Raw genomic sequence first — 23,426 nt, forward strand, 5'->3', positions numbered from 1 at the left:
TTGGACTCGCGCGGGGGTTAGCGGACCATGCTGCGGNATGGGTGACGTTCACGATTGCCGGAACGTTGATCTCGATGTTTTGAACGTTGGACTCAGTGTTCTGAACGTTGGACTCGCGCGGGGGTTAGCGGACCATGCTGCGGATTTGGCGGGCGGCCACCGAGAGGGTGGCCAGGTCGAACGTGCCCGAGTTGTAGATCTCCGCGAGGGAGGCGCGGGCCCGCGACAGGCGCGAGGCGTTCCCGTGTTCCCAGGCGGCGATCTTGGCGTCGGCCGAGTCGCCCGGGTCGCTCTGGCGCAGGACGTCCAACGTGATCGCGCGCAGCGAACCGTAGAAGTCGTCCCGCAACGCGAGCCGTGCCAGCGCGTGCCAGCGGTTGCCCCGCTCCAACGCGCTGACGGCGGTCAGCATCGCGTCGATGTTGAGGTGGTCCGACAGGGCGAAGTAGAGATCAGCCGTCTCCAACGCGCTTCGCTCGTCGTAGCCCTCGTCGCGCTCCGCCAGCTCCGCCACCTCGATGATGTCGAGCAGGCAGTACCAGTCGAGCATCGCCGAGATCCTCTTGGCGAGGTCCGCGGGCGCTCCCCCGGCGATCATCTGCTCGGCTTCGGCCTCCGCCTCTTCGCGCGCGCTCCCGCGAAGCAAACCGCTGACATGCTGGCTCAAACTGCCGACAGCGTCGTGGAAGCGGATGATCTCCGCGCCCACGGCGAGCGGCTGCGGCCGGTTGGTCAGCAGCCAGCGCGACGCGCGGTCGAGGAGGCGGCGGGTGGCGAGGACCATCTGGTCGGCGATGTCGGTCGGGACCACGTTGTCGAGCGCCGCGATCTCCTCCCACACCGCGGGCAGGTCATAGATCCGCGTCGCGGCGGCGAACGCCCGGACCGCGTCGGTCGGACTCGCGCTGATCTCCTCGGCGAGCCGGTAGGCGTACGAGATGCCCGCGCCGTCGACGACCTCGTTCACCAGCAGGGTCGTGGTGATCTGCCTGCTCAGCGGGTGGCTGCCGATCGCCTTGCCGAACCGGTCGCGCAGCTGGGTCGGGAAGTACTCCGGCAGCCTGCGGGCGAACACGTCCTGGTCGGGCAGCTCGGAAGCGAGCACCTTCTCCTTGAGCGACAGCTTCACATGCGCCAACAGCGTGGCCAGTTCGGGTGAGCTCAGCGCGTCGCCCGCCTTGTCCATCGCCTTGAACTGCTCACGCGTGGGCAGCGCCTCCAGGCGGCGGTCGAGGCCGCTATCGCGCTCCAGCGACTCGACCAGGCGCGCGTGCACCGACAGCATCGGCGCGGCGTGCGCGCGGCTGACGCCGAGCACCGCGTTCTGCCGGTAGTTGTCGGCCAGCACCAGGTCGGCGACCTCGTCGGTCATCTCAGCCAGCAGGGCGTTGCGCTGCCGGCCGTCCAGATCGTCGTCGCGGCACAGCTCGTCGAGCAGGATCTTGATGTTGACCTCGTGGTCGGAGCAGTCGACTCCGGCCGAGTTGTCCAGGGCGTCGGTGTTCACCTTGCCGCCGGACCGGGCGAACTCGATGCGGCCGCGCTGGGTCAGGCCCAGGTTGCCGCCCTCACCGACAACCTTGACCCGCAGCGCGGAGCCGTCGACCCGGATGGCGTCGTTGGCCTTGTCGCCCACGTCGGCGTGCGACTCCGTGGACGCCTTGACGTAGGTGCCGATGCCACCGTTCCACAGCAGATCGACCTCGGCGAGCAGGATCGCGTTCATCAGCTCTTGGGGCGAGAGCTTCTCGACCCCCACCGGCAGGCTCAGCGCGCGCGCCGCCTGCGGGCTGATCGGGATCGACTTGAGGCTGCGCGGCCACACGCCGCCACCCTCGCTGATCAGCGTGCGGTCGTAGTCGTCCCACGACGAGCGCGGCAGCTCGAACAGGCGCTTGCGCTCGGCGAAAGCCGCCGCCGTGGTGGGTTCCGGGTCGATGAAGATGTGCCGGTGGTCGAACGCGGCGACCAGGCGGATGTGCTCGGAGAGCAGCATGCCGTTGCCGAAGACGTCGCCGGACATGTCGCCGACGCCGACCACGGTGAACGGCTGGGTCTGGGTGTCGAGGCCCAGCTCCCGGAAGTGCCGCTTCACGCTCTCCCACGCGCCGCGGGCGGTGATGCCCATGGCCTTGTGGTCGTAGCCGACCGAGCCGCCGCTGGCGAACGCGTCGCCGAGCCAGAAGCCGTAGCTCTTGGCGACCTCGTTGGCGATGTCGGAGAACGTCGCGGTGCCCTTGTCGGCGGCGACGACCAGGTACGTGTCGTCGGCGTCGTAACGGACGACGTCCTTGGCGGGGACGACCTTGCCGGTCTCCAGGTTGTCGGTCAGGTCGAGCAGGCCGGAGATGAACATGCGGTAGCAGGCGATGCCCTCGGCCATAAAGGCCTCGCGGTCGGCCGCCGGGTCGCCGGTGGGCACGGCGGGCTTCTTCACGAAGAAGCCGCCCTTGGCGCCGACCGGGACGATCACGGCGTTCTTGACCGCCTGCGCCTTGACCAGGCCCAGCACCTCGGTGCGGAAGTCCTCGCGCCGGTCGGACCAGCGCAGACCACCGCGAGCCACGGAACCGAAGCGCAGGTGGACACCTTCGACGCGCGGGGAGCAGACGAAGATCTCAAACCGCGGGCGCGGCTCGGGCAGTTCGGGGACCGCGCGGGGCTCCAGCTTGATCGCCAGGTACGACCGGAGCCTGCCCTCGGCGTCGCGGACGAAGTAGTTCGTGCGCAGGGTGGCCCGGATCAGCGTGAGCAGGCTGCGCAGGATCCGGTCCTCGTCGAGGCTGGTCACGCTGTCGATCATGGTGGTGATCTCGGCGATCCGGTGCTCGATCTGGGTGCGCCGCTCCTCCTCCGGGGATGCCGGGTCGAAGCTGGCCTCGAACAGGCCGACCAGCGCGGTCGCGACCTGCGTGTGGGCCAGGACGGCGTCCTCGATGTACTCCTGGCTGTAGGGCGTGCCCGCCTGGCGCAGGTAGCGCGAGTAGGCGCGCAGGACCGAGGCCTGCCGCCACGTCAGACCGCCGCGCAGGACGAGGGCGTTGAAGTTGTCGGACTCGGCGTCCCCACGCCAGGTGGCGGCGAACGCCTCCTGGAAGTCGACCTTGAGCGCGTCGATCTGTTCGGCCGTGCGGCTCGCCAGCACGCTCGGCTCGATGCGCAGGCCGAAGTCGTAGATCCACCAGCGCTCGCCGTCCTCGCGGTGCAACTCGTACGGGCGCTCGTCGATGACCTCGACGCCCATCTGCTGCAGCATCGGCAGCACCTTCGACAGGGTCACGCCCTCGCCGGCGAGGTAGAGCTTGAAGCGGCGCTCCCCCGGCTCGGCGTCCCCGGGGACGTAGAACGACATGTCGAGGTCTTGATCGTCCCGCAGGCCCTGCAGTTTGCGCAGGTCGGCAAGGGCGTCGGTGGCGTCGAAGTCTTCCTTGTACGCCTCGGGGAACACGCTCGCGAACCGCTGGCCCAGCTCGGTGGGCGACTCGCTGTCGGTGCTGTCACGGCCCTCGCTGAAGACGGCCTCGACCATCCGGTCGTCCCAGCTGCGGACGGCCTCGGTGAGCCGGTCCTGGATGCGCGCGACGTCCGGGTCGACCTGGCTGCCCGGGTCGGTGTGGACGATGAAGTAGACCTGCGCGAGCGGGGTCTCGCCGACGCGGGTGCTGAACTCCAGGTTGGTGCCGTTGAGCTCGTCGAGGAGCACTTCCTGCATCGCCACCCGGGTGGTGGTCGTGTAGCGGTCACGCGGGAGGAAGACGAGGCACGAGAAGAAGCGGCCGTACGGGTCCTTGCGGAGGAACAGGCGCAGCCTGCGTCTGTCGGCCAGCGCGATGACACCGGTCGCGGTCGAGTACAACGAGTCCGCTGTGGTGGAGAACAGCTCGGCGCGCGGCCAGTTCTGGATGAGCTCCAGCATGCGCTGGCCGGAGTACGACTCCATCGGGAAGCCGGCGCGGTGGATGACCTCGCGGACGCGGCGCTCGACCACGGGGATGTCGAGGACGTCCTCGTGCAGGGCGTTCGTGGTGAACACACCCAGGAAGCGGTGCTCGCCGGTGGCGTTGCCGTCGGCGTCGAAGGTCTTGACGCCCACGAAATACGGGTACGTGGAGCGGTGCACCGTGGACGGCGCGCTGGCCTCGGTCAGGACGAGCAGGCTCGGCGCCAGCGCCCGCTCCGCGCGGTCGGGACCGGCGGTGAGGCTGCGGGAGGCGAGGCTGTCCTGGCGCAGGACACCGAGCCCGGTGGCCAGCACGGCGCGCAGGGCCGGGTCGCCCTCGGCTTCGACCAGCTCGTAGTGCCGGTAGCCGAGGAAGGTGAAGTGACCGTCGGCGAGCCAGCGCAGCAGCGCGGCGCCGTCGGCGATCTGCTCGGCCTCCAGGGACGGCGGGTCGGCCTCCAGCTGGTCGGCGAGCGCGCGGGCGGTGCTGATCATCCGGTCGGTGTCCTCGACGACCTCGCGGACGTCGTTGAGCACCGACAGCAGGCTGTTCTCGATGTCGCGGGCGCGGTCGGCGTCGGAGACGAGGTCGACCTCGATGTACATCCACGACTCGGCGAAAGTGCCCTCCGGCGGGTCGTCCGGGTCGCAGGTGGGCAGGACTTCCCGCAGCCCGCCCGCGACATCGCGGCGGACCACGACGATCGGGTGCACGACCCGCTGAACCTGCACGCCGCTGCGCACGAGCTCGGCGGAGACGGACTCCACGAGGTAGGGCATGTCGTCGGTGACGAGCTGCACGACGGAGCCGGGGGTGCTCCAGCCGTCCTGGCCGGAGTCGGGGTTCACCATGCGCACGGCAGGGCGGCCCTTGACCCGCTTCTCAGCCAGCTGCGCGTGCGACCGCACGGCGCCGACGAGGTCCACGGGATCGTCGTCGAGCACCTCTTCCGGTGGGATGTACCGGTAATAGAGGCGAATCAGGTCAGCGATGTCGGGCGCTTGCTCCGCCGCCCGCTCGATGAGGTCGTCTCGGATTTGTTCGGGGCTGACCGGCCGTCCGTCGGACGCCGAACCGTCGACGCTGACGGCTCCGTCGGTGCGGGACGAAATTCCAGTCGAGGTCATTTTCAGGCGACTCCACGCTAGGTGGCACGCCGGTGTGCCACATGCAACCCACACACTAGTGCCGCCGTGGGGCGGGCCGGGCAGCACCGGGGGCGGTCGTTGGATGCTGTCGGAAGTTGTTGCCGATAGTGGGTTTCACGGGGTCGGTGTGTCCGGTTTGGACGGGTGGGCCGTTCGGTCGCAGGCCCGGGGGCTTACCGGTGAGTACAGCGTGACGGCTCCGCCGAGGGCTGTCGACTCGCGGAGAGCGGCGTGTGGCTGGGTGCCCGGTAAGGCTCAGCCGCTGTCGATGTCGGCAGGCGCCCATTCGGACGAGCGGTGCCTGCCGCGGAAGTTGGAGCGGGTGTTGCCCGCCGCGGGTGGCGGGGCGTCCTCCGGAGCTCGGCGGCGGCCACCCGCGGGCTGCTCTTGCGGCGTGGCGGGGATGTCGTCGACGGCGCGGGCGTCGGCGGCCCAGGTTCCCGACGGGGTCGGCGGTGGCTGGGTGGTCTCCTGGTAGGCCACCATCGCTTCGGCGAGCAGTTCGGCCAGACCGCTGGAGGACCGCTCGCGGCGGGCCGTGCGGCGGACCGCGGAGGCCTGGCTGCCGCCATCGACGGCGGAGAGGCGGCGGGCGCGTTCCTCGTCGGTCTTGCCCGCGGTGCGCCGGGCCCAGGCGGCGGCGGCCGCGGAGCGAGCCGCTCCGGGGATCACGTCGACGGGTGCGGGTTCCTTGGCTACCGCGGGTTCCTTGGCGGGCGCGGCGGGCTCTTGGGCCACGCGAGCGGGTTCCCGGGCAGCGGATTCCCGGGGGGCATCGAGCTCCTGGGTCACGCGAGCGGATTCCCGTGCAGCGGATTCTCGGGCAGCGGGTTCGCTGGCAGCGGCGGGCTCTTGGGCCGCGGGCGGATCCTGAGTGACGGCGGCTGGCGCGTTCGCCGCCGTCGTCTCCCGTGCGGGTTCGGGGGCGGACGGCGCGTCGACCACGGGCGGGTCGGCGGCGCGGCGGGACGCCCGGGAAGGCGACTGCGCGGTCGCGACCATTTCCGACGGTGCGGGAGCCTGCTCCGCAGGACTGCCTGCGGGGTCCGGTCGGGTGGAAGTCTCTTCGCTCGACCTCCGACCGACGGGCTCCGTCGAGCCTGCCTCCGCGGGTTCGGTGGAGTCGGGCGAGTCCGAGCGCCTGGACACCTCCGGCGCGGGGTCCAGCGGCTCCGCTGACGCCTCGCGGGCCAATCGCACGGACGGTTCCGCCCGCGAGCCGCTGGAGTCCCCCTGATCGGACGTGGGGTCCAGCCCAGCGGATTCGGCGGATGCCCGACGCTGCGCGCGGGACGGTTTCGCGGTGGAGGCGGTCGGTTCGAGGGCGCCCGTGTTGTGGGCGATCGCGGAGTGGTCCTCGGACGGGGTTGCGCTGTCGGCCGCCGCCCTGCGGGCCGCGCGCGACGACGCGACGACGGCTGAGGCGGCGCTCTCCGACCTGCCTGCCGGCGCGGTGGACTGGGGGGCGCCCGAGTCGTGGACGTCGAAGACCCCGCTCGAACGGGAGGCCTCGGTGTACCGGCCCGCGTCCTCGGTCGTGTTAGGCGGCCCGGTCGGTGTCACGGGCTCGGGGGCTACTCCGGCAGGCGCAGTGGGCGCAGCGGCGGGAGGGGCGGTGTCGGGAAGGGCAGCGGGAGACGTGTCAGGACGTCGGGTAAGCGGCGTGGTCGGCGAAGCGTCGGCCACGGCCGGGCCTGCTGGGTGATCCGCAGCCGCAGGCTCCGTCTTGGGCGCGGCGCCCGGTCCGGTGGTTGCGCCGCGCGGACCTGTCTCGGCGGCACGGTCACCGCTTGGGGGCGCGATAACCGACGCGGTGGCGTCGGCGGGCGGAAAGGGGGCGACCACCGACTCCGCCGGCGTCAGGTCGGTCCCGGCACGCTCGCCTGGCTGCGCACCGCCCGAGAGGCCGACACCGCGAAGCGCGGAGAACCCGAGCCATTCGCTGGAGACCGCGATGGCACGTTCCTCATCGGATTCAACGTCGGCGAGGCCGGTGTCCGCGCTGGGGAAGTCGGGTGCGGCGGGCGGACGCTCGGCACCGGCGGCCGCTTCGCCCGCGGTGGGGAAGCGGACTTCGGCAGGCGGGCGCACGACATCCGCGACCGCTTCGCCCGCGGTGGACCGCTCGGGAGTCTGCTGTCTCGAACGCCGGGACACGTCGGGCGTCGCGGGCTCCCGCTCCCCCTCGGCGCTCCGCGTGGCCAGGGTGGGCGCGGGCGGCGCGGTGCCGGTGTCCACGGCCGAGCCATCGTGGCCGGTCGCGGCGGCGGCCTCGGCTTCCGCACGGGCACGGCTGCGCCTGCCGGGACGGTCCTCCACGGGACTGCCGGCTGTCGCGGACGCGGCGGACTCGGCTTCCGCCCGAGCACGGCCGCGCCTGCCAAGACCCTCCTCCGCAAGACCGTCGGCGGCCGGGGACGCGGCGGGCTCGGTGGGCGCCGCACGTCTGCGTGGCAGGGCGCCCGACTGTGCCGTCTCGGCGTCCACCCGCGACGGCTCGGCGGCAGGCGCGACCAGTGCGCTGAGCCGGGCGAGCATGTCGGCGGTCGACGGCGGCGGTTCGACGTCCGGATCGGGCTCCGGCGAAGGCACCTCGTCGGGCGTCGGGGTCTGGGACGGAGCGGGTTTGGGCTCGACCGGAAGCGGCGGGCGCTCGGGCGGGGTCGGGATGTTCGGGCCCTCGGGCGGGGTCGGCACGTTGTCCGGCTCGGGCATCGGCGGAGTCGTCGCCGTGTCGGTGTCGAACATCGACTCGTACGGGTCTTCGTCCGGGGCCCGGCGGCGGCCGCCACCGCCGCGGGGCTCGATGCCGAACCGGCTGAGCAGCGCCTGGGCGTCGGAAACCGGCGCGGTGACCGGCTTTTCGGACCGCGCCGCGCCGCGGTCGCGGCGACTGGGGGCCGGGCTCTCCGCCGCCGACTCGGGCTTGGCCTTCGCGTCGGCGACCAGGTCAGCCGACACGGGCCAGGGTGCGGGGTTCTCGGGAAGCCCGGTCGCGGGACCGGACGTGGCTTGGGCGGAACGGTTCGGGGCGGTGTCGGTTCCCTCCTGCTCCGGGTCCGGGGCGCGGCGCCTGCGCCGAGGCAGCGGCGCGTCGGGGGCGATGGCCTCGCTGAGCTGCTCCTGCATCCCCGACCGGGCAGCCTCCAGGAGAGCGCTCACACCCTGCGGCTCCTCCGCCGTCGCGGGAACCGCGGGGTCCGGTGGCGTGGGTGCGGCAGGCTCGGAAGTGGCAGCCGAGGACACCGCAGGCTCGGCCGCCGAGGGCGTTGCGGCGGGCTTGACCTGCTCAGGCGTCTGGTCCTGGCTCGACGCCGGGGTATCCGCGAACGGTCGGCTGCCGAACTCGCCGAACGGGAAGTCGACCAAGGCGAAGTCGGGGAGCCCGAGATCGGGCAGTCCGAAGTCCGGGAACTCGGTCTCGGGTCTGCCGGGCGGCGGGTTCGGGTGGTCGAGGTCAGCGCGGGCGGAAGCCAGCCGGGGTGATCCCGGGCGTTCGAAGTCGGGATGCTCGGAGTCGGCAGGCTCCGCCACGTCCGGGTTCGACGGCTCCGTGCGCGGGGCGAAGGGGCGCGACAGCGCGTCCCTGGCCGCGTCCAGGAGCGCGTCCACCCCGTCTCGTGGGCTGTCGCCCGCCGCTGGCTGCGTGGCCACACCGGTTCGGATGGCGAGGTCGCGCCCTTGGTCGTCGACGAGCCAGGCGGATTCGATGGCCCGGTCGCGGATGGTCGCGGCGAGGTGTTCGGCCTCCGCGTGGGTGGTCTGGGGCAGCAGGACGGCGAACTCCCCCAGGTCGGTGCGGAGCAGTTCGGCCTTGTCCGGCGCGAGATCGCGAACGTGGGAGGCCAGCGCGTTGAGGGCGACGTCGCCGCCGACGGGAACCGGCGGCTCGGGCGGCTCGATGGCGGGCGCCGTCCCGACCGGCGCCACGCTCACCAGGGTCAGCGCGAACGTGCCGCCCCGGGTGGTCCGCGGCTGCTTGTCCTCGGCGGACTGGCGGCGGGCGGCCTGTTCGGGCAGGTGCACCGGCTGCGGGCGGGTGGGCGCACCGGACCGGACGATGGAGCGCAGCTGCGAGACGATGCGCTCGGGCCGCTGTTCCAGCCCGAACTCGGTGCTGAGCCGGTGCCGGGCCAGGTCGACCGCCCGCATATGCCGGTATTCGGCGGCGCGCGCGGAGCGCAGGGCGTGCAGCGCCTCGGTCGGGTGGTCGGCCTGTTCGTCGGCGTGCGCGAGGAACGTCCACGCGTCGGCGAGCAGGGAGTCGAGACCGTGCCGGTCCGCGGTGTAGACGACGTCGCAGAGCAAGGTCCGGCCGACGTCGGTGCGGCCCGCGGGGATGTGGACCCGAGTGGCCAGCGCCAGCCGGAGCCGCCCGATGGCGGGCGCGGCGGCGGCGCGGACCGCTTCGGACAGAACAGGTTCAGCGGCCTGGACGGCCTCGTCCAGGTGACCTTCGTCGAGCAGCGCGCACACCAGTTCCAAGGTGAGCCGGGCCCGCACCCGCCCGCCCTCGGAGATCGGGTCGTGCAGCTTGGTGAGCATGGCCAGCCCGGCGCGGGCCGTGTCCGCGGCGGCTTCCGTATCGCCGTGGCGGCGGTGGTAGGACGCCGATCGCACCGCGAGCAGGGCGCCCTCGACGCGGCGGGCGTCCTGGGAGAGCCCGTCATCGGAGGCGAGCAGCCGCTCGGCCTCGGCGAGCGCGTCCTCCAGATCGTCGCGGCCACCGACGTGCGCGGCACAGGTGACGAACTGGCCCAGGGCGACCGCGCGCGTGGCGGGCTTGGCCGTCTTGGTCTGCAGCACCGGCCGCAGGATCTCGCAGCCGGTCAACGGCTCGCCAAGGGCGCGCGCGCACGCCGCGATGGCGACCCGAAGGCGGGCGGACCGTTCGATCTGGCCGCCCGCCGTCGCGGCGCGCAGTGCCACCAAGGCCGGTTCCACGGCCTCGGCGTGCCGTCCGAGGGTGACGAGTGACGGTGCGAGCAACGAGTGCGCCCGCGTCCTGACCGCCTGCTCCGCGTCGGCCTTGAGGGCACGCATCGCGAACTGGACAGTCAGCTCAGGCGCGCTCCACCGCAGCCGGTCGGCCACCTCGACGAGTGCGTCGCACTCGACTGAGCCGCCGTCCACGGGTAACTCGTTCCAAGCCGCCACGTCGCCGGTCCTCCGTCTAGTCCCGGGTCAGTTTGCGGTAAGTCACCCGGTGCGGTCGAGCGGCGTCAGCACCCATCCGTTCGATTTTGTTCTTCTCGTAGCCTTCGAAGTTACCCTCGAACCAGAACCACTTGGAAGGATCTTCGTCGGTTCCCTCCCACGCCAGGATGTGCGTGCACGTCCGGTCGAGGAACCACCGGTCGTGGGAGATGACCACGGCGCAGCCGGGGAACTGTTCGAGCGCGTTCTCCAGCGAACCGAGGGTCTCGACGTCGAGGTCGTTTGTCGGTTCGTCGAGCAGGATCAGGTTTCCGCCCTGCTTGAGGGTGAGCGCCAGGTTGAGCCGGTTGCGCTCACCGCCGGACAGCACACCCGCGGGCTTCTGCTGGTCCGGCCCCTTGAAGCCGAAGGCGCTGACGTACGCGCGCGACGGCATCTCGACCTGGCCGACCTTGAGGTAGTCGAGCCCGCCGGAGACGGTCTCGAACACCGTCTTCTTCGGGTCGATGTTCGCGCGGTTCTGGTCGACGTAGGACAACAGCACGGTCTCGCCGACCTTGACCTCGCCCGCGTCCGGCTTCTCCAGGCCGACGATGGTCTTGAACAGCGTGGTCTTGCCGACGCCGTTGGGCCCGATCACGCCGATGATGCCGTTGCGCGGCAGGTCGAAGGACAGGCCGTCGATCAGGACCCGGTCGTCGAAGCCCTTCTTGAGGTTGTTCACCTCGACGACGATGTTGCCCAGGCGCGGGCCGGGCGGGATCTGGATCTCCTCGAAGTCGAGCTTGCGCGTCTTCTCCGCTTCGGCCGCCATCTCCTCGTAGCGGTCGAGTCGGGAACGCGACTTCGTCTGCCGGGCCTTGGCGTTGGACCGCACCCACGCCAGTTCGTCCTTGAGCCGCTTCTGCAGCTTCTGGTCCTTCTTGCCCTGCACCGCGAGCCGCTCGGCCTTCTTCTCCAGGTAGGTGGAGTAGTTGCCTTCGTACGGGTAGGTGCGGCCGCGGTCGATCTCGAGGATCCACTCGGCGAGGTTGTCGAGGAAGTACCGGTCGTGTGTGACGGCGAGGACGGCGCCCGGGTACTGCGCGAGGTGCTGTTCGAGCCACAGCACACTCTCGGCGTCGAGGTGGTTGGTGGGCTCGTCGAGGAGCAGCAGATCGGGCTTGGACAGCAGCAGCTTGCACAGGGCGACCCGGCGGCGCTCGCCACCGGAGAGCACCGTGACGTCGGCGTCCGGCGGCGGGCACCGCAGCGCGTCCATGGCCTGTTCGAGCTGGGAGTCGAGATCCCACGCGTCGGCGTGGTCGAGCTCCTCCTGGAGCTTGCCCATCTCCTCCATCAGCTCGTCGGAGTACTCGGTCGCCATGAGTTCGGCGATCTCGTTGAACCGGTCGAGCTTGCCCTTGATCTCGCCCACGGCCTCCTGGACGTTGCCCAGGACCGTCTTCTCCTCGTTCAGCGGCGGCTCCTGCTGCAGGATGCCCACCGAGTAGCCGGGCGAGAGGAAAGCCTCGCCGTTGTTCGGCTGATCGAGGCCCGCCATGATCTTCAAAACACTGGATTTACCAGCGCCGTTCGGACCGACGACGCCGATTTTGGCGCCGGGCAGGAAGTTGAGGGTGACGTCATCAAGGATGACCTTGTCCCCGTGCGCCTTGCGCACCTTCTTCATGGTGTAGATGAACTCGGCCATGCTCGCGATCGTAGAGCGGTCGCCTCCGGCGCCTGAGCGCGGTCGCCCCGTTACCCGTCAGCCGGGCCGTTCGGCCGAGACGCCGGAGCGCCAGTCAGTGGTTCCGCAGGGCCTTGACCAGCTCATCCTTCGACATCGACGAGCGCCCGTCGATTCCGACCTCGCTCGCGCGCTTGCGCAGGTCGTCGACAGACCAATCGTCGTAAGACTTCGACTTGCCGCCGCGGGAGGAGACCTTGGACTTGCCTTCCTTGGCGGAGGCGTTGGCGATGCGGGCGGCCTTCTCCTTCGATTCGCCGTCGTCGCGCAGCTCGCGGTACAGCTTTTCGTTCTTGATGCTCGGGTTCGGCATGTTCCGCACTCCTTCCATGAGCAGTCCAAGGAGTGCCCGGAGCCCGGTTGGGGCAAACACCGGCGATGTCGGCCCAGCGCCTAGGGCTTCGGGTCGGCCAGTTGCTTGAGCATCGCGTTGTAGGCGTCTAGGTCGTCGCTGTCGCCGCTGTCGACGCGGCGGTCGGTGCGGCGGGCCTCGCGGTCGTCGGCGCGGGCCCACTGCACGAGCAGGGCGATCAGCACGAGCAGCAGCGGGATCTCCCCGGACGCCCAGGCGATGCCGCCGCCAAGGCGCTGGTCGGCGAGCAGGTCGGTGTTCCACGGCAGTGCGAGGGACCGGTAGAACTGTTGGCCCACCACCGTTTGCATGCTCATCAGGATCACGCCGAAGAAGGCGTGGAAGGGCATCGAGGCGAACACCAGCCCGAGTCGGGCCAGGTACGGCAGCTTGCGCGGCGACGGGTCGACCCCGAGGACCGGCCAGTAGAAGATGTAGCCGACCAACAGGAAATGGGCGTTCATCAGCAGATGCGCCCAGTGCTCGGGCACTGCGGAGTCGAACAGGCCGGAAAGATAGAGGCCGTAGAACGACCCGACGAACAGCACAAGGGCGACCACGGGGTTCGTCAGCGCGCGGGAGATCGGTGAGTGCACGAACGCCAGGATCCATTCGCGCATACCGGGAGGAGCGTCTTTGCCCGCGGGTTTGATCGCGCGGAGGGCCAGCGTCATCGGACCCCCGAGGACCAGCAGGACCGGTGCCAGCATGCTCAGCATCATGTGGGTCTGCATGTGGATGCTGAACATGGCGGGCGAGTACTTGCCGAAGCCGGACGAGGTCGCGAAGAGGATGACGAAGCAGCCCGCGAGCCAGGCGATCGTCCGGCCGACCGGCCACGCGACGCCCTGGCGGCGCAGGCGGAAAACGCCCCTCAGGTAGAGCGCCGCCATGACCAGGGCGAGGGTGCCGAAGATCAGGTCGAAGCGGACGTCGAAGAGCAGCCGCATGGCCGTGGGGGCGGCGTCGATCGGGTAGCCCAGTTGCAGCTCGACCCGGCCGGGCTCGACGTAGGCGGTCTGCGGCGGGGGTGTGCGGGCCAGGCCCGCGGCGATGCCGAAGGTGACCAGCATGATCAACACTTCGCTCGCGGCCAGCCGAAGCAGCGGGGCGCCCGTGCCGCGTTCGACGATCCCCTTCACACCGCGTTCGCGCTGCAGGTAGCCCAAGACGCCGAGGACGAGCAGCGCGACGATCTTGGCCACGACGAGCAGGCCGTAGGACGTGCTGAACAGGTCGCTCAGCGGCAGCCGGACCAGGGCGTTCACCACGCCGGATCCAGCCATGACGATCCAGCAGACCAGCGCGATCCGGGAGAACCGGGAGGCGGCGAGACCGAGGTGGTCGTGGCGGCGGCGGCCGTGCGCGAGCAGCGCGACCAGGCCGCCGACCCAGAGTGCGGCGGCGAGCAGGTGCAGCAGCAGGCTGTTGGTGGCCAGGTCGTGCTGTCCGCCGCTCGACGAGTGTCCGGTGACGGCGACCGGCACGATGCCCGCGAGCGCGAGGGCGAACAGGACCGTGGTCCAGCCCCAGGTCAGGACTATGCGGGTGCCGACGAGGACGAGCAGCGCGATGGCGGCGGTCAGCAGCCAGGCCTTCGCCTGCGAGAGCGTCCCGACGAGGGTGATCAGAATGTCGGCGGGGAGGACGTCGCCGATCGGCCTGCCGACGGCGTCGGCGGCGGTGAAGGGGGCGGACAGGAGCGCGCCGACGAACCACGCGGCGGCGCCCCACCCGGCCGTGCGCAGCGCCGCGTACCCGCCGACGTCGAGGACGCCGGTGTCGCGGGGCGGGACCAGGAAGGCCGCGAAGAGCAGCGAGCCGACGGTGACGACGGCGCCGATCTCGGACAGGACGCGCACGACGGTCAGGCCGTGCTGGGTGAACGCGTCCGGCGAGGGCAGGCCGAGGATGACGTATCGGTCGCCCCCGGCTATGACGACAAGCGCGGCCGCCACGACCGCGGCCAGGAGGCCGCCGACGATGAGCAGGGGCGCGATGCCCGCGGCGCGGCGGGGGGCGTTGGTTTCCGGGGGGCTGGCCTGGGACACAGCAACAGCCTAGTAGGCGTCCCGCGGGGTCTGGTTGCGGCGGAATTACCAGTAATCCCGAGCAACAGTGTTGATCTCAGTGTGACCCTGGCCCAGTGGCGCGCACGGGAACCAGTCGGCGTTCCCGCCTGCCCGCCGCTGCCGCCGCGAGTGCCGCGGGGGCGATCAGGGCAGCGACCACACCGGCCAGCGACAGCGCCACCGACAGGTCCGTGAGGTGGGCGATACCGCCGATCAGCGGCGGACCCGCGAGGAAGCCGCTGTAGGCGATCGTGGTGACGAAGCCGATCTCGCGCTCCCCACCCGTCCCGTCGGCCCGGCGACCCGCGTCGCCCGCAAGGCTCAGGGCGATGGGAAAGGCGTAGGCGAGGCCGACGCCGGCGAGCGCGAAGCCCGCGAAGACCGCGAACGTCGTGTGGACCGTCGTGGCCAACAGCAGACCGCCGCCCGCGACCAGGGCGCCGCCGATCAGGAGGCGCTCAGGGCCGAAGCGGCGCTCGGCGCTCTCGCCCAGCAGGCGCGTGAGGGCCATGGCGACCGAGAACGTGCCGTAGACGAACGCCGCGGACGCTTCGTGCATCCCCCGGTACTCCACGGCGAACAGGGCTGACCAGTCGGCGCTGGCCCCCTCGGCGACCGCGGAGCACAGGGCGATGGCGGCGAGCAGCCACAGGACCGGGCGGCGGATCGGAGTTCGCGCGGCGGCCGCGGGGGCGTCTTCGGGGATGACCTCCACGGGCACCGCGCGCATGACCGCGAGCAGGCTCAGCGTGACGATCACGGCGACGACGGCCAGATGCGGCAGGGGTGGCCAGGCCGCGAAGGCGGCGAGGGCGGCGCCCGCCGCGCCGAAGAGGCCGCCGAAGCTGAAGGCGGCGTGGAAGATCGGCATCAGGGGGCGGTCGGTGCGGCGGACGACGGTGACGGCGGCGATGTTCATGGCCACGTCGAGCGTGCCGACACTGGCGCCGAGCAGGGCCAGGGTCAGGCCGAGCACGGCGATGTTCGGGCTCAGGCCCAGCAGCGGCACTACCACGCAGGCCGCCACGCCGGAGGAGGCCACCAGCACGCGGGCGCCGTGGCGGGCGGCGAGGCGACCGGTCAGGGACGCGGCGAAGATCATGCCGACACTGGCCCCGACCAGGGCCAGGCCGAGCGTGCCCTCGGCCGCGCCCACCTGGGTCGCCAGGGCCGGGACCCGGGACGCCCACGACCCGAAAATCACCCCGTTGAGGGCGAACACGACAAGCACGGCGTTGATGTCCGCCCGGTCTCCCACCAGCATGCCCACTCCCCTCCCGGATACCCACAACGCTAACTGAAGCGCTTCAGTGATCGCCATCGAATTTGGGCTCGGGGAGACGCGGATTACTCTGGTCGTGTGAAACAGGACCGGGTCAGGCGACCGACCCTGGACACCGTGGCCCAGGAGGTCGGCGTGTCCAGGGCGACGGTGTCGAACGCCTACAACCGTCCTGACCAGCTTTCCGCCGCGCTGCGCGAGCGCATCATCGTGACCGCGAACCTGCTCGGGTACTCCGGCCCGGACCCGGTCGCCCGCAGCCTCGCGACCCGGCGCGGCGGCGCCGTGGCCGTACTGCTCGGCGGCGGGCTGTCGGCGGCGTTCTCGGACCCGGCGCTGTCGATCGTGCTCGACAGCATGGCGTCCACCCTGGACAGCGAGCGCAGCCTGCTGCTGATGCCCGGCACCGGCGCGGGCCCCACACCCGACAGCGTCGCCCGCGCGCACGCCGATATCGCCGTGGCCTACTCCCTGCCCGACGACTCCCCCGCGCTGGCCCAGGTCGCCGCGCGCGGGCTGCCGCTGGTGGTGATCGACCAGCCCGTGGTGGCCGGTTCCGCCCGGGTCGACACCGCCGACGAGACGGGGGCGACCCTGGCCGCCCGACACGTGCGCGCCCTGGGACACCGCCGCGTCGCGATCCTGAGCTTCGCGCTGGGCCCCGACGGCGCACAGGGACCCGCGGCACCCGAACGACTGCGCGACGCGCGATTCCGGGTGACCCGCGACCGGGTGAAGGGCGCGCTGATCGGTCTCGAAGAGACGGACGTGCCCATCTGGGAGGCCCCGGGCTGTAGACGCGACCACGGCCGCGAAGGCGCCCTGTGGCTGCTCGGGCTCGACCCCAGACCGACCGCGCTGCTCTGCCTGTCCGACGAACTGGCACTCGGCGCGATCCGGGCGGCACACGATCTGGGGCTGCGGGTGCCGGAAGATGTTTCCATCGTCGGCTTCGACGACACCCCGGCCGCACAGTGGGCCGACCCGCCGCTGACAACAGTCCGGCAAGACCTCGGCGAGAAGGGCCGCATGGCCGCTGAGCTGGCACTAAGCCTGCTCGACGGCACGAGACCCGGACCGCCGACGACCCTGCCGGTGACCCTGGTCGAACGGGCGTCGACAGCCCCCATGTGACCCGTCAGCGTTTTCTTCGTCACTCGACTGGTGAGATCCGGAAACAGTCGAGCCGTTCCGAACGATCAGATCAATCGAGACGGTTACCCTGCTCCGGCGGGGTCACCGTCTACGCCCCTGTAGCTCAGCGGATAGAGCAGGAGCCTTCTAAGCTCTTGGCCGCAGGTTCGAGTCCTGCCGGGGGCACTACAACGACGGGACCGGCTCCGCAGCAGGAGTCTTCACCGAACACTGGGCCACAGGCCCGAGTCCTGCCGGGGCACGGGCTGCCGTTCATTCCGGATTCTGCCTCGGCCGCAGGCGGGCCGCCTACCCGTCAGCACAGTTACCGGTCGAGCGCGCCCGTGGGTCTATCTCAGGTTCCTCTCTGGCCACGGCTTGATACAGAGTGGTGCCGTTTGCGAGGCAGTCTCGCCACGTATAGCGCCAGAAGTGGATGTTCGTCCGCTGGGTGTTCGGGGTTGGGTATCGTCACCTCTTGCCAGACCTCGGCCGACCCGAGAGGATTCGGTCGACATGCGTCGATTCGAGACAGCGTCCTTGGCGCTCATCCCTGGTCAACGAGTCCTCGCCAAGGTCACCAGCCATCATCCTTGGGGCGTGATCGTCCAGATTGTCGGCCACGAGGATGTGGGCGCGTCGATCGACATGATCGCCCAGTTCGGGGAGATGATCGGGGTCGACCAGGACCTTCTGGCGCTGTTCCCGAAGGTCGGCACCGAGATCGACGCCGTGGTGCAACACGTTCGCCGCTGGAATTCACCCGCATGGGTTCGACTCAGCATCAGGCCAGCCGACTTGGAGAGCTTTGAGTGGCCCTGCGACTTCTGCGGCCAACTCACGACGCTCAGCGCACCAGGAGACGGCCTGGTCCTCGACATCCGCAGCAACGATGGTCCTGGGAGCAGCACAATCATTTCCCACCGCACTTGTCTAGCGGACAACATCCACTCAGAGAGCATCGGCGAACGCGTGAGAGCGCTGGGCGTAGGTCAAAACACTGGCCGCACGCCCGCCACGTAGCGCCCGCACATCGACTACCGACGTTGGTTCACCAAGTCGACCTGGCACGCAAGCACGTAGCGGACACACGGAGTCCAAAGACTCATCTACCGACAGCGCACCCGACGACCGCGCAGGTTCGAGCCCTGGATGCAGGAACCTCAGCTCAGAGCATGCGCATGGGGTACCGCTGATGCAGAGTCGACTCCTGCCGAGGGCACCACATGCCGGCGCCTCTGCGGCGAGGCCCCACACAGGGCCCCTACCGACGCCGGGTGAGCAGGTGCCGCACCACATGACGGGCGTCTCGCCCCACACCGCGCAACGTCGCCGAGGAGAAGCTGCGCTGCCACTCCAGACCGACGAATCCAAGACCGGGATGGCTGACAGACAGCCCGCGCCGGTGCCTCGGTGCGCCGTCGACGGTCAACGCGCCCAGGTCGACGAGGTACGACAGGTCCGGACGGTAGCCGGTGGCCAGGATGATCGTGTCCACGTGCTCGCGGGCGCCGTCCGGCCACGTGAGCCGCGAGCCATCGGCACCGGTGAACATCCGCCGCTGGTCCGGGCGCCCGGCCGCGAGGGCGCGGCGGTACCGGCCGTCGTCGTTGACCGGCATGTGCGGCGGGGTTCGCAGCAGGTGGCCGACCGGCAGGGCGTCGAAGCCCGTCACCGTCGACCAGAAGTGAACATCGCGCCCCAGCGGGCGCTGCGGCGCGAACTTCACCGGCTTGCGGGTGGCGAGAGTGACCGTGGCATGACCGGCGAGTTCCGCGCCGATCTGCACCGCCGAGTTCGCCGCGCCGACCACGACCACCCGCTGCCCTGCGAACGGTGCCGGCTCGCGGTAGTCAGAGGCGTGCAACACAGTGCCCGTAAACGAATCCAAACCGGGTAGCACCGGCCGGTACGGACGACCGAACGCGCCGGTGGCCGCGACAACGATCGACGAGCTCAGCTCGGCGCCGTCCGTCAGGCGCACCCGGAACCCCGCGTCGTCAGCATGCACAGTCTCGACACGGTGCCCGGTGCGGATGTCGGCGTCGAGGTTCTTCGCGTAGCGGCGCAGGTAGTCGATCACCTCGTCGCGGTGTGGATAGTGCTCGGAGTCAGCGGGGAATGCCATGCCTGGCAAGGCCGAGTAACGGGCGGGCGAGAACAGGGTGAGACTGTCGTAATAGGACGGCCACGAACCCACCGGTTCATCACCGGCTTCCAAGATGACCGGGGCGTTGCCTGCCTGACGCAGCGCGTGAGCGGCAGCGAGACCCGCTTGTCCCCCACCGATGACAATGGCGTCGATGTCGTTCACAGCTGTCGATCCTTTTCAGTGGTTTCGGCGTACAGGCACGGGAAAGCAGGGGCAAGCAGCCGAACGCCGACGACAGTCATCGACAGCCCCGCGTTCCCAACCTCTTTCATCGATGCAAGTCGATGGTTGCTCCGAACAATATCGACCCCAATCAATGGATGCAACCATCGATCAGAGTCGATAGAGTGTCATGCCGTCGGCGTCATCTGGGAACCTGCGGCACCAACCTCGGCGAGCCGCTCGCTCCCAGCGCGATCGTCGGCGGAACCGCCGAATTCCAGTTGCTCGACGCCACCGTCGGCGAAGTCAGCGGCAGGGTCCACCTGTCGTGGCGCATTCGATTGCGTCCCGCGCCATTCGGCATCGGCGACGGCCGGCATGTGATCGAAGAACAGGGCTACGCCGACACCAGCGAATTGATCGAGTCACTGGACCTGTTGTGCCCGGGCTTCAACGCCGAGTAGGACCGTGTTGTCCGATCCCGCCGTAATACCTCGGTAAGGAACTGCGGGTCCCCCACGTCCGTCGTAGCGGCAACGACGAGCGAGGAGGCGACGTGACCTACCCAGAGCAGCCGCCGGGCGGGCAGTACCCCTATGGCGGGCCCGTACCGGCCGTCCAGTACGCCGATGGCTTCGCCGCGCCCCCGCAGAAGAAGTCCGGACCCGTGATCGCCGCGCTCGTGGCCGGAGTGACCGTGATCGGTCTCGGGATCACCGGGTTCGTCGCGCCTGGCTTCCTGGTCAGCGAACAAAGTCCGGCCCCGGCGCCGCCGCCGAGCACGACCTCCACCAAGTCCGGCGACAGCGACCCGAAGGACTTCCTCGAGACCTTGGTGAGCGGGCTGGACTCCGGCGACACGGGCGCGCTCACGGACCTGACGTGCGAACTCAAGCGGCCCGGGGTGCACGGCATCATCGACAACGCGGCGGCGATCAGTGCGGCGTCCCTTGTGGACACCAAGACGATCTCCCGCGACCGGGCCGCCGGGATCGTCTCGATCACCACCGAGGCACGGCGGACGAAGGTCGAGCTGACGATCACCCGCAAGGACGGCACCTGGTGCTGGAGCGACGCCCGACTCGCCGAGGGCACCCGGCCGACCACCAGCCGCCGCCCGTCGCCCACGACGACAGCCACTCCGGATTCCCCTACGGCGGACGGAAAGCCGGTCGAACCTGAGGCATTGGCCGCTATGCGGAGATTTCTCGACAGCGTCAACTCCGGTGACGCGGCCGCGGCGAAGCAACTGCTCTGCTCCGATGCCATCGCCACGCCACAGAAGGTCGACGAACTGGTGGGCTACCAGCCGAACCTGAAGATCGACCCGGGGATGGACGGCAACAGCAGCGGCAAGGAATCCGTCCAGCTCTACCTGACCGGCACCGTGAAGGGGCAACGCCTCGACGGCTACGCCACCAACCTCTGGGCGACGAGCTACAACGGCCCTTGGTGCATCCACGCGTTCCGCGCGGTGGTCGTCTGATGCGGAAGGAACTCGGTGAGCAGGGACACGGCCGTTCGCGTCGCCGGATGCTGATCGTTGTGCCACCAGGGCAGGCGGACGGCGATGGGCGGGGCGCGGAGGAGACGGAAGACGAGGCCGGATCGTGGGTACTGGTCGACGGCGCTCTCGGCGGTGACGCCGACGCGGCGACCGGTGGCGATCACGGCGAGCCGGTCGTCGACGTCCTGGGTGTGTTCGACAGCGGGCCCGCTCTCCGGTGGCCACAGGTCGGTGCTGGTGATGCCGGTGCGCCGGTCGATGACGAGACCGCGTTCGGCGATCTCGGCGAGTCGGAGTGAGCACCTGGGAGCCGTCGAGTGGCGGTCACGGGCGGCGGGCAGTGAACCAGGAGGCGATCTGGGCGCGGTTGTTGAAGTCCAGCTTGGTGAGGATGTTGCGGACGTGGGTGTCGACGGTGCGCGGCGCGATGAACAGTTTCAGGCTGATCGCGCGGTTCGTCATGCCGTTCGCGACCAGCCCGGCGATCTCCACTTCACGTGGGCTCAGCGGGTTGTCCTCGTCGGCGGCGGGCACGGTGTCGACGTTGAGCGCGTACGCCCGCCCCTGCGCCTCGCTCTTGGCCCGGCCGGCGGCGAACGCCCGGTCGAACCGGGCCTGGCCGAGTGCGGCGACAGTGCTGCGGAGATGCCTGCGGTGCGGCAGGGGCACGGCCACCTCCGCGGTCGCCCCGTTGGCGTGCCAGAGCCGCGCGGCGACTCCGAACAGGGTCGCGGCGCGCACATGGTCGCCTTGCCGGTCCGCGATCCATGCCAGGTTCTCGGTCACGTAGGCCGCGCCCACCTGGTTGTGCAGCGGCTCGGTGCAGACCAGCGCCTCGTGCGCGGCCTTGGCCGCGAGGTCGACGTCGCCGAACTCGACCTCGACGAACGCGATGGCGTGGTTGCACATCGACCGGTAGTAGAACTCCTCGCACGCCTCGGTCAGTTTGGTCATCCGGTCCAGCACGGCGCGGGCGTCGGCCACGTCGGGAGTCGAGTAGGCCGTGGCGATGGCCAGGACGAACAGCGGGTGCAGTTCGCGGCGGACGTCGACCTGCGCGCGGAACGCGGCGGCGGCGGTCGCGGCTAACTCCGGTGTCGCCGGGTCGAACGTCATCAACCCGGCCAGGCTGCGGACGTGCGCGACGTGCGCGGTCGCCGTCTCGCGCGCCGGGCCCGTGGGCAGCGCGGCGGCCAGTCGGTCGGCCTCGGCGAGCCGGTCCAGCGCACGGGCGGGGTCGGAGTGCAGCAGGGCGAACAGGGCGCTGCCGGTCAGGGCGCGCGGCCGGTCGGGGTGGTCCGCGGGCATCGCGGCCATGGCCCGGTCCAGCCAGGTGCGGGCCTCGATGTTGTACCCGCACACGGTCCAGTACTCGGTCGCGTCGACCACCATCCACACGGCGGCGGCGGCCTCGCCGGGCTCGCGCACCGACCACTCCAGCGCCGCGCGCAGGTTCGCCTGGTCTCCGCGCAGCCGCTTGGTCCAGTCGACCTGGGCGGGGCTGGTCCACGCCTGGCCCGCCGACTCGATGCGCCGGGCGAACCAGTCCCGGTGTCGCCGCTGGGTCCGGTGCCGGTCGCCCACCGCGTCCAGCCGCTCCTGGCCGTACTGGCGCAGCGTCTCCAGCAGGCGGTACCGGCCGCCCCCGTCCCGATCCGCGCGGACCAGCACCGACTTGTCCACCAGGCCGTCGACAAGACCCAGCACCGTGTCCGGCTCGATCGCCGGGTCCGCGCCGCCGACGCAGACGTGCTCGGCGGCCTCGAGGTCGAACGACCCGACGAACACCGACGCGCGTGCCCACAGCGCCCGCTCCGCCGGGGAGCACAGGTCGTAACTCCAGTCGATCGCCGCCCGCAGCGTGGACTGGCGCTTCGGCGCGCCGCGCGAACCGGTGTCGAGCAGGGCGAGGCCGCCGATGAGCCGGTCGGCGATCTGTCCGGGCGAGAGCGAACGGACCCTGGCCGCCGCCAGTTCGATCGCCAGCGGCAGGCCGTCCAACTGCTTGCACAGCCGCACGACGTCGGCGCTGTTGGCGGGGGTCAGGGCGAAGTCGGGCCACGCGCTCGTGGCCCGCTCCACGAACAGCCGAACCCCGTCGTAGGAGGTCAGGGCGTCGTCGGACAGGTCGGCGGCGTCGGGTGGCAGGGGCAGCGGGGCCAGCGGGAACGCCTGCTCGCCGGGCACGCCGAGGTTCTGCCTGCTGGTCGCCAGCACGGTCACCCCAGGGCACTCCACCAGGACCCTGGTGACGAACTCCGCGCACCGGTCCACCAGGTGCTCGCAGTTGTCCAGCACCAGCAGGGTCTCGCTGTCGCGCAGGTTGTCCAGCACGGTGTCCATCACCGGGCGGCCACCGGCGTCGCCTAGGCCGAGGCGGGCCGCGACCAGGTTGGGCAGCAGGCCCGGATCGTCCAGTTCGGCCAATCCGACAAACACCTGGTGGCCGGCCTTTTCCCGCATGATCCGCGTGGCGAGCCTGGTTTTGCCGACCCCGCCGGGACCGGTCACGGTCACCATCCGGCAGGTCGACAGCCTGCGGAGCAGGTCGGCGCTCTCCTGCCGCCGCCCGACGTAGCTGGTCAGTTCGGCGGGTGACGGATCGGCTGACTCGCTGTCCATCGCCGGACTCACACCTCGCACGCTCGCGCTGCTTTCCACCCACCGGACAACGGCCGAGTACGCAGAACAATACGCGATTCCGCCTATATCCGAACGCGGTGCGACGTGGCCAGACTTTGGGCCCAAGCGCCACGCCGTTCGGCGATGCGGCCGTCTGCAAAGGGA

13 protein-coding genes and 1 tRNA gene are annotated in these 23,426 nt (G+C 70.7%); 6 read left to right on the forward strand and 8 right to left on the reverse strand.

Annotated features, from left to right (window positions below; genetic code table 11):
• Positions 1–124: 124 nt before the first annotated feature.
• The 6 genes from GPZ80_RS21670 to GPZ80_RS21695 form a co-directional block, all read right to left on the reverse strand.
• Entirely contained in the window at positions 125–5,068 is a 4,944-nt protein-coding gene (locus GPZ80_RS21670; RefSeq protein ID WP_187222813.1) for an NAD-glutamate dehydrogenase, read from the reverse strand.
• Between the two features lie 276 nt (positions 5,069–5,344).
• On the reverse strand, positions 5,345–10,222 hold the full coding sequence (locus GPZ80_RS21675) for a hypothetical protein (protein WP_187222814.1): 4,878 nt from the start codon (positions 10,220–10,222) through the stop codon (positions 5,345–5,347).
• A gap of 40 nt (positions 10,223–10,262) precedes the next feature.
• Positions 10,263–11,939 (reverse strand): energy-dependent translational throttle protein EttA, encoded by a 1,677-nt coding sequence (ettA, locus tag GPZ80_RS21680; protein WP_187222815.1) that lies wholly within the window; start codon positions 11,937–11,939, stop codon positions 10,263–10,265.
• A 94-nt stretch (positions 11,940–12,033) separates the two neighbouring features.
• Positions 12,034–12,291 (reverse strand): Ish1 domain-containing protein, encoded by a 258-nt coding sequence (locus GPZ80_RS21685; RefSeq protein ID WP_187222816.1) that lies wholly within the window; start codon positions 12,289–12,291, stop codon positions 12,034–12,036.
• 80 nt (positions 12,292–12,371) lie between these two features.
• Positions 12,372–14,381: a bifunctional copper resistance protein CopD/cytochrome c oxidase assembly protein gene (locus GPZ80_RS21690; protein ID WP_312880488.1), complete on the reverse strand. Its 2,010-nt coding sequence runs from the start codon at positions 14,379–14,381 to the stop codon at positions 12,372–12,374.
• A gap of 76 nt (positions 14,382–14,457) precedes the next feature.
• Positions 14,458–15,666 carry an MFS transporter gene (locus tag GPZ80_RS21695; RefSeq protein WP_187222817.1) on the reverse strand — a complete coding sequence of 403 codons (1,209 nt, stop codon included), beginning with the start codon at positions 15,664–15,666 and terminating at the stop codon, positions 14,458–14,460.
• A 96-nt stretch (positions 15,667–15,762) separates the two neighbouring features.
• Here GPZ80_RS21695 and GPZ80_RS21700 point away from each other — a divergent pair, with 96 nt between their 5' ends.
• From GPZ80_RS21700 to GPZ80_RS21710, 3 genes are all read left to right on the forward strand, one after another.
• Complete coding sequence (locus tag GPZ80_RS21700; RefSeq protein WP_187222818.1) at positions 15,763–16,818, forward strand: LacI family DNA-binding transcriptional regulator; 1,056 nt, start codon at positions 15,763–15,765, stop codon at positions 16,816–16,818.
• 113 nt (positions 16,819–16,931) lie between these two features.
• Positions 16,932–17,004: transfer RNA gene (locus GPZ80_RS21705), tRNA-Arg, on the forward strand.
• A 414-nt stretch (positions 17,005–17,418) separates the two neighbouring features.
• On the forward strand, positions 17,419–17,841 hold the full coding sequence (locus GPZ80_RS21710) for a hypothetical protein (RefSeq protein WP_222719636.1): 423 nt from the start codon (positions 17,419–17,421) through the stop codon (positions 17,839–17,841).
• A gap of 241 nt (positions 17,842–18,082) precedes the next feature.
• Here GPZ80_RS21710 and GPZ80_RS21715 read toward each other — a convergent pair whose 3' ends face one another.
• The gene (locus GPZ80_RS21715; protein WP_187222820.1) at positions 18,083–19,132 is read right to left on the reverse strand and encodes a flavin-containing monooxygenase; all 1,050 of its coding nucleotides are present in this window, start codon (positions 19,130–19,132) and stop codon (positions 18,083–18,085) included.
• A 122-nt stretch (positions 19,133–19,254) separates the two neighbouring features.
• Between GPZ80_RS21715 and GPZ80_RS21720 the strand changes: the two genes are divergently transcribed.
• The 3 genes from GPZ80_RS21720 to GPZ80_RS21730 all read left to right on the forward strand — a co-directional run bounded on the left by GPZ80_RS21720 (position 19,255) and on the right by GPZ80_RS21730 (position 20,938).
• Positions 19,255–19,596 (forward strand): hypothetical protein, encoded by a 342-nt coding sequence (locus GPZ80_RS21720; protein WP_187222821.1) that lies wholly within the window; start codon positions 19,255–19,257, stop codon positions 19,594–19,596.
• A gap of 92 nt (positions 19,597–19,688) precedes the next feature.
• Complete coding sequence (locus GPZ80_RS21725) at positions 19,689–20,618, forward strand: hypothetical protein (protein ID WP_187222822.1); 930 nt, start codon at positions 19,689–19,691, stop codon at positions 20,616–20,618.
• A complete protein-coding gene (locus tag GPZ80_RS21730; protein ID WP_187222823.1) occupies positions 20,618–20,938 on the forward strand; it encodes a hypothetical protein in 321 nt (106 codons plus the stop codon). The genes GPZ80_RS21725 and GPZ80_RS21730 overlap by 1 nt, the downstream gene beginning before the upstream one ends.
• 25 nt (positions 20,939–20,963) lie before the next feature.
• Here GPZ80_RS21730 and GPZ80_RS21735 read toward each other — a convergent pair whose 3' ends face one another.
• Positions 20,964–23,261 (reverse strand): helix-turn-helix transcriptional regulator, encoded by a 2,298-nt coding sequence (locus GPZ80_RS21735; protein ID WP_187222824.1) that lies wholly within the window; start codon positions 23,259–23,261, stop codon positions 20,964–20,966.
• Positions 23,262–23,426: the final 165 nt, after the last annotated feature.

Origin of the sequence: Actinokineospora xionganensis (genome assembly GCF_014323725.1) — a bacterium.
Taxonomy (GTDB): Bacteria; Actinomycetota; Actinomycetes; order Mycobacteriales; family Pseudonocardiaceae; genus Actinokineospora; species Actinokineospora xionganensis.

What these genes read in the sequence shown, in the direction of transcription:
- ettA (WP_187222815.1), bottom strand. Translation starts at nt 11,939, where the DNA reads ATGGCCGAGTTCATCTACACCATGAAGAAGGTGCGCAAGGCGCACGGG.
- GPZ80_RS21720 (WP_187222821.1), top strand. Translation starts at nt 19,255, where the DNA reads ATGGTTGCTCCGAACAATATCGACCCCAATCAATGGATGCAACCATCG.
- GPZ80_RS21695 (WP_187222817.1), bottom strand. Translation starts at nt 15,666, where the DNA reads ATGCTGGTGGGAGACCGGGCGGACATCAACGCCGTGCTTGTCGTGTTC.
- GPZ80_RS21685 (WP_187222816.1), bottom strand. Translation starts at nt 12,291, where the DNA reads ATGCCGAACCCGAGCATCAAGAACGAAAAGCTGTACCGCGAGCTGCGC.
- GPZ80_RS21735 (WP_187222824.1), bottom strand. Translation starts at nt 23,261, where the DNA reads ATGGACAGCGAGTCAGCCGATCCGTCACCCGCCGAACTGACCAGCTAC.
- GPZ80_RS21670 (WP_187222813.1), bottom strand. Translation starts at nt 5,068, where the DNA reads ATGACCTCGACTGGAATTTCGTCCCGCACCGACGGAGCCGTCAGCGTC.
- GPZ80_RS21730 (WP_187222823.1), top strand. Translation starts at nt 20,618, where the DNA reads ATGCGGAAGGAACTCGGTGAGCAGGGACACGGCCGTTCGCGTCGCCGG.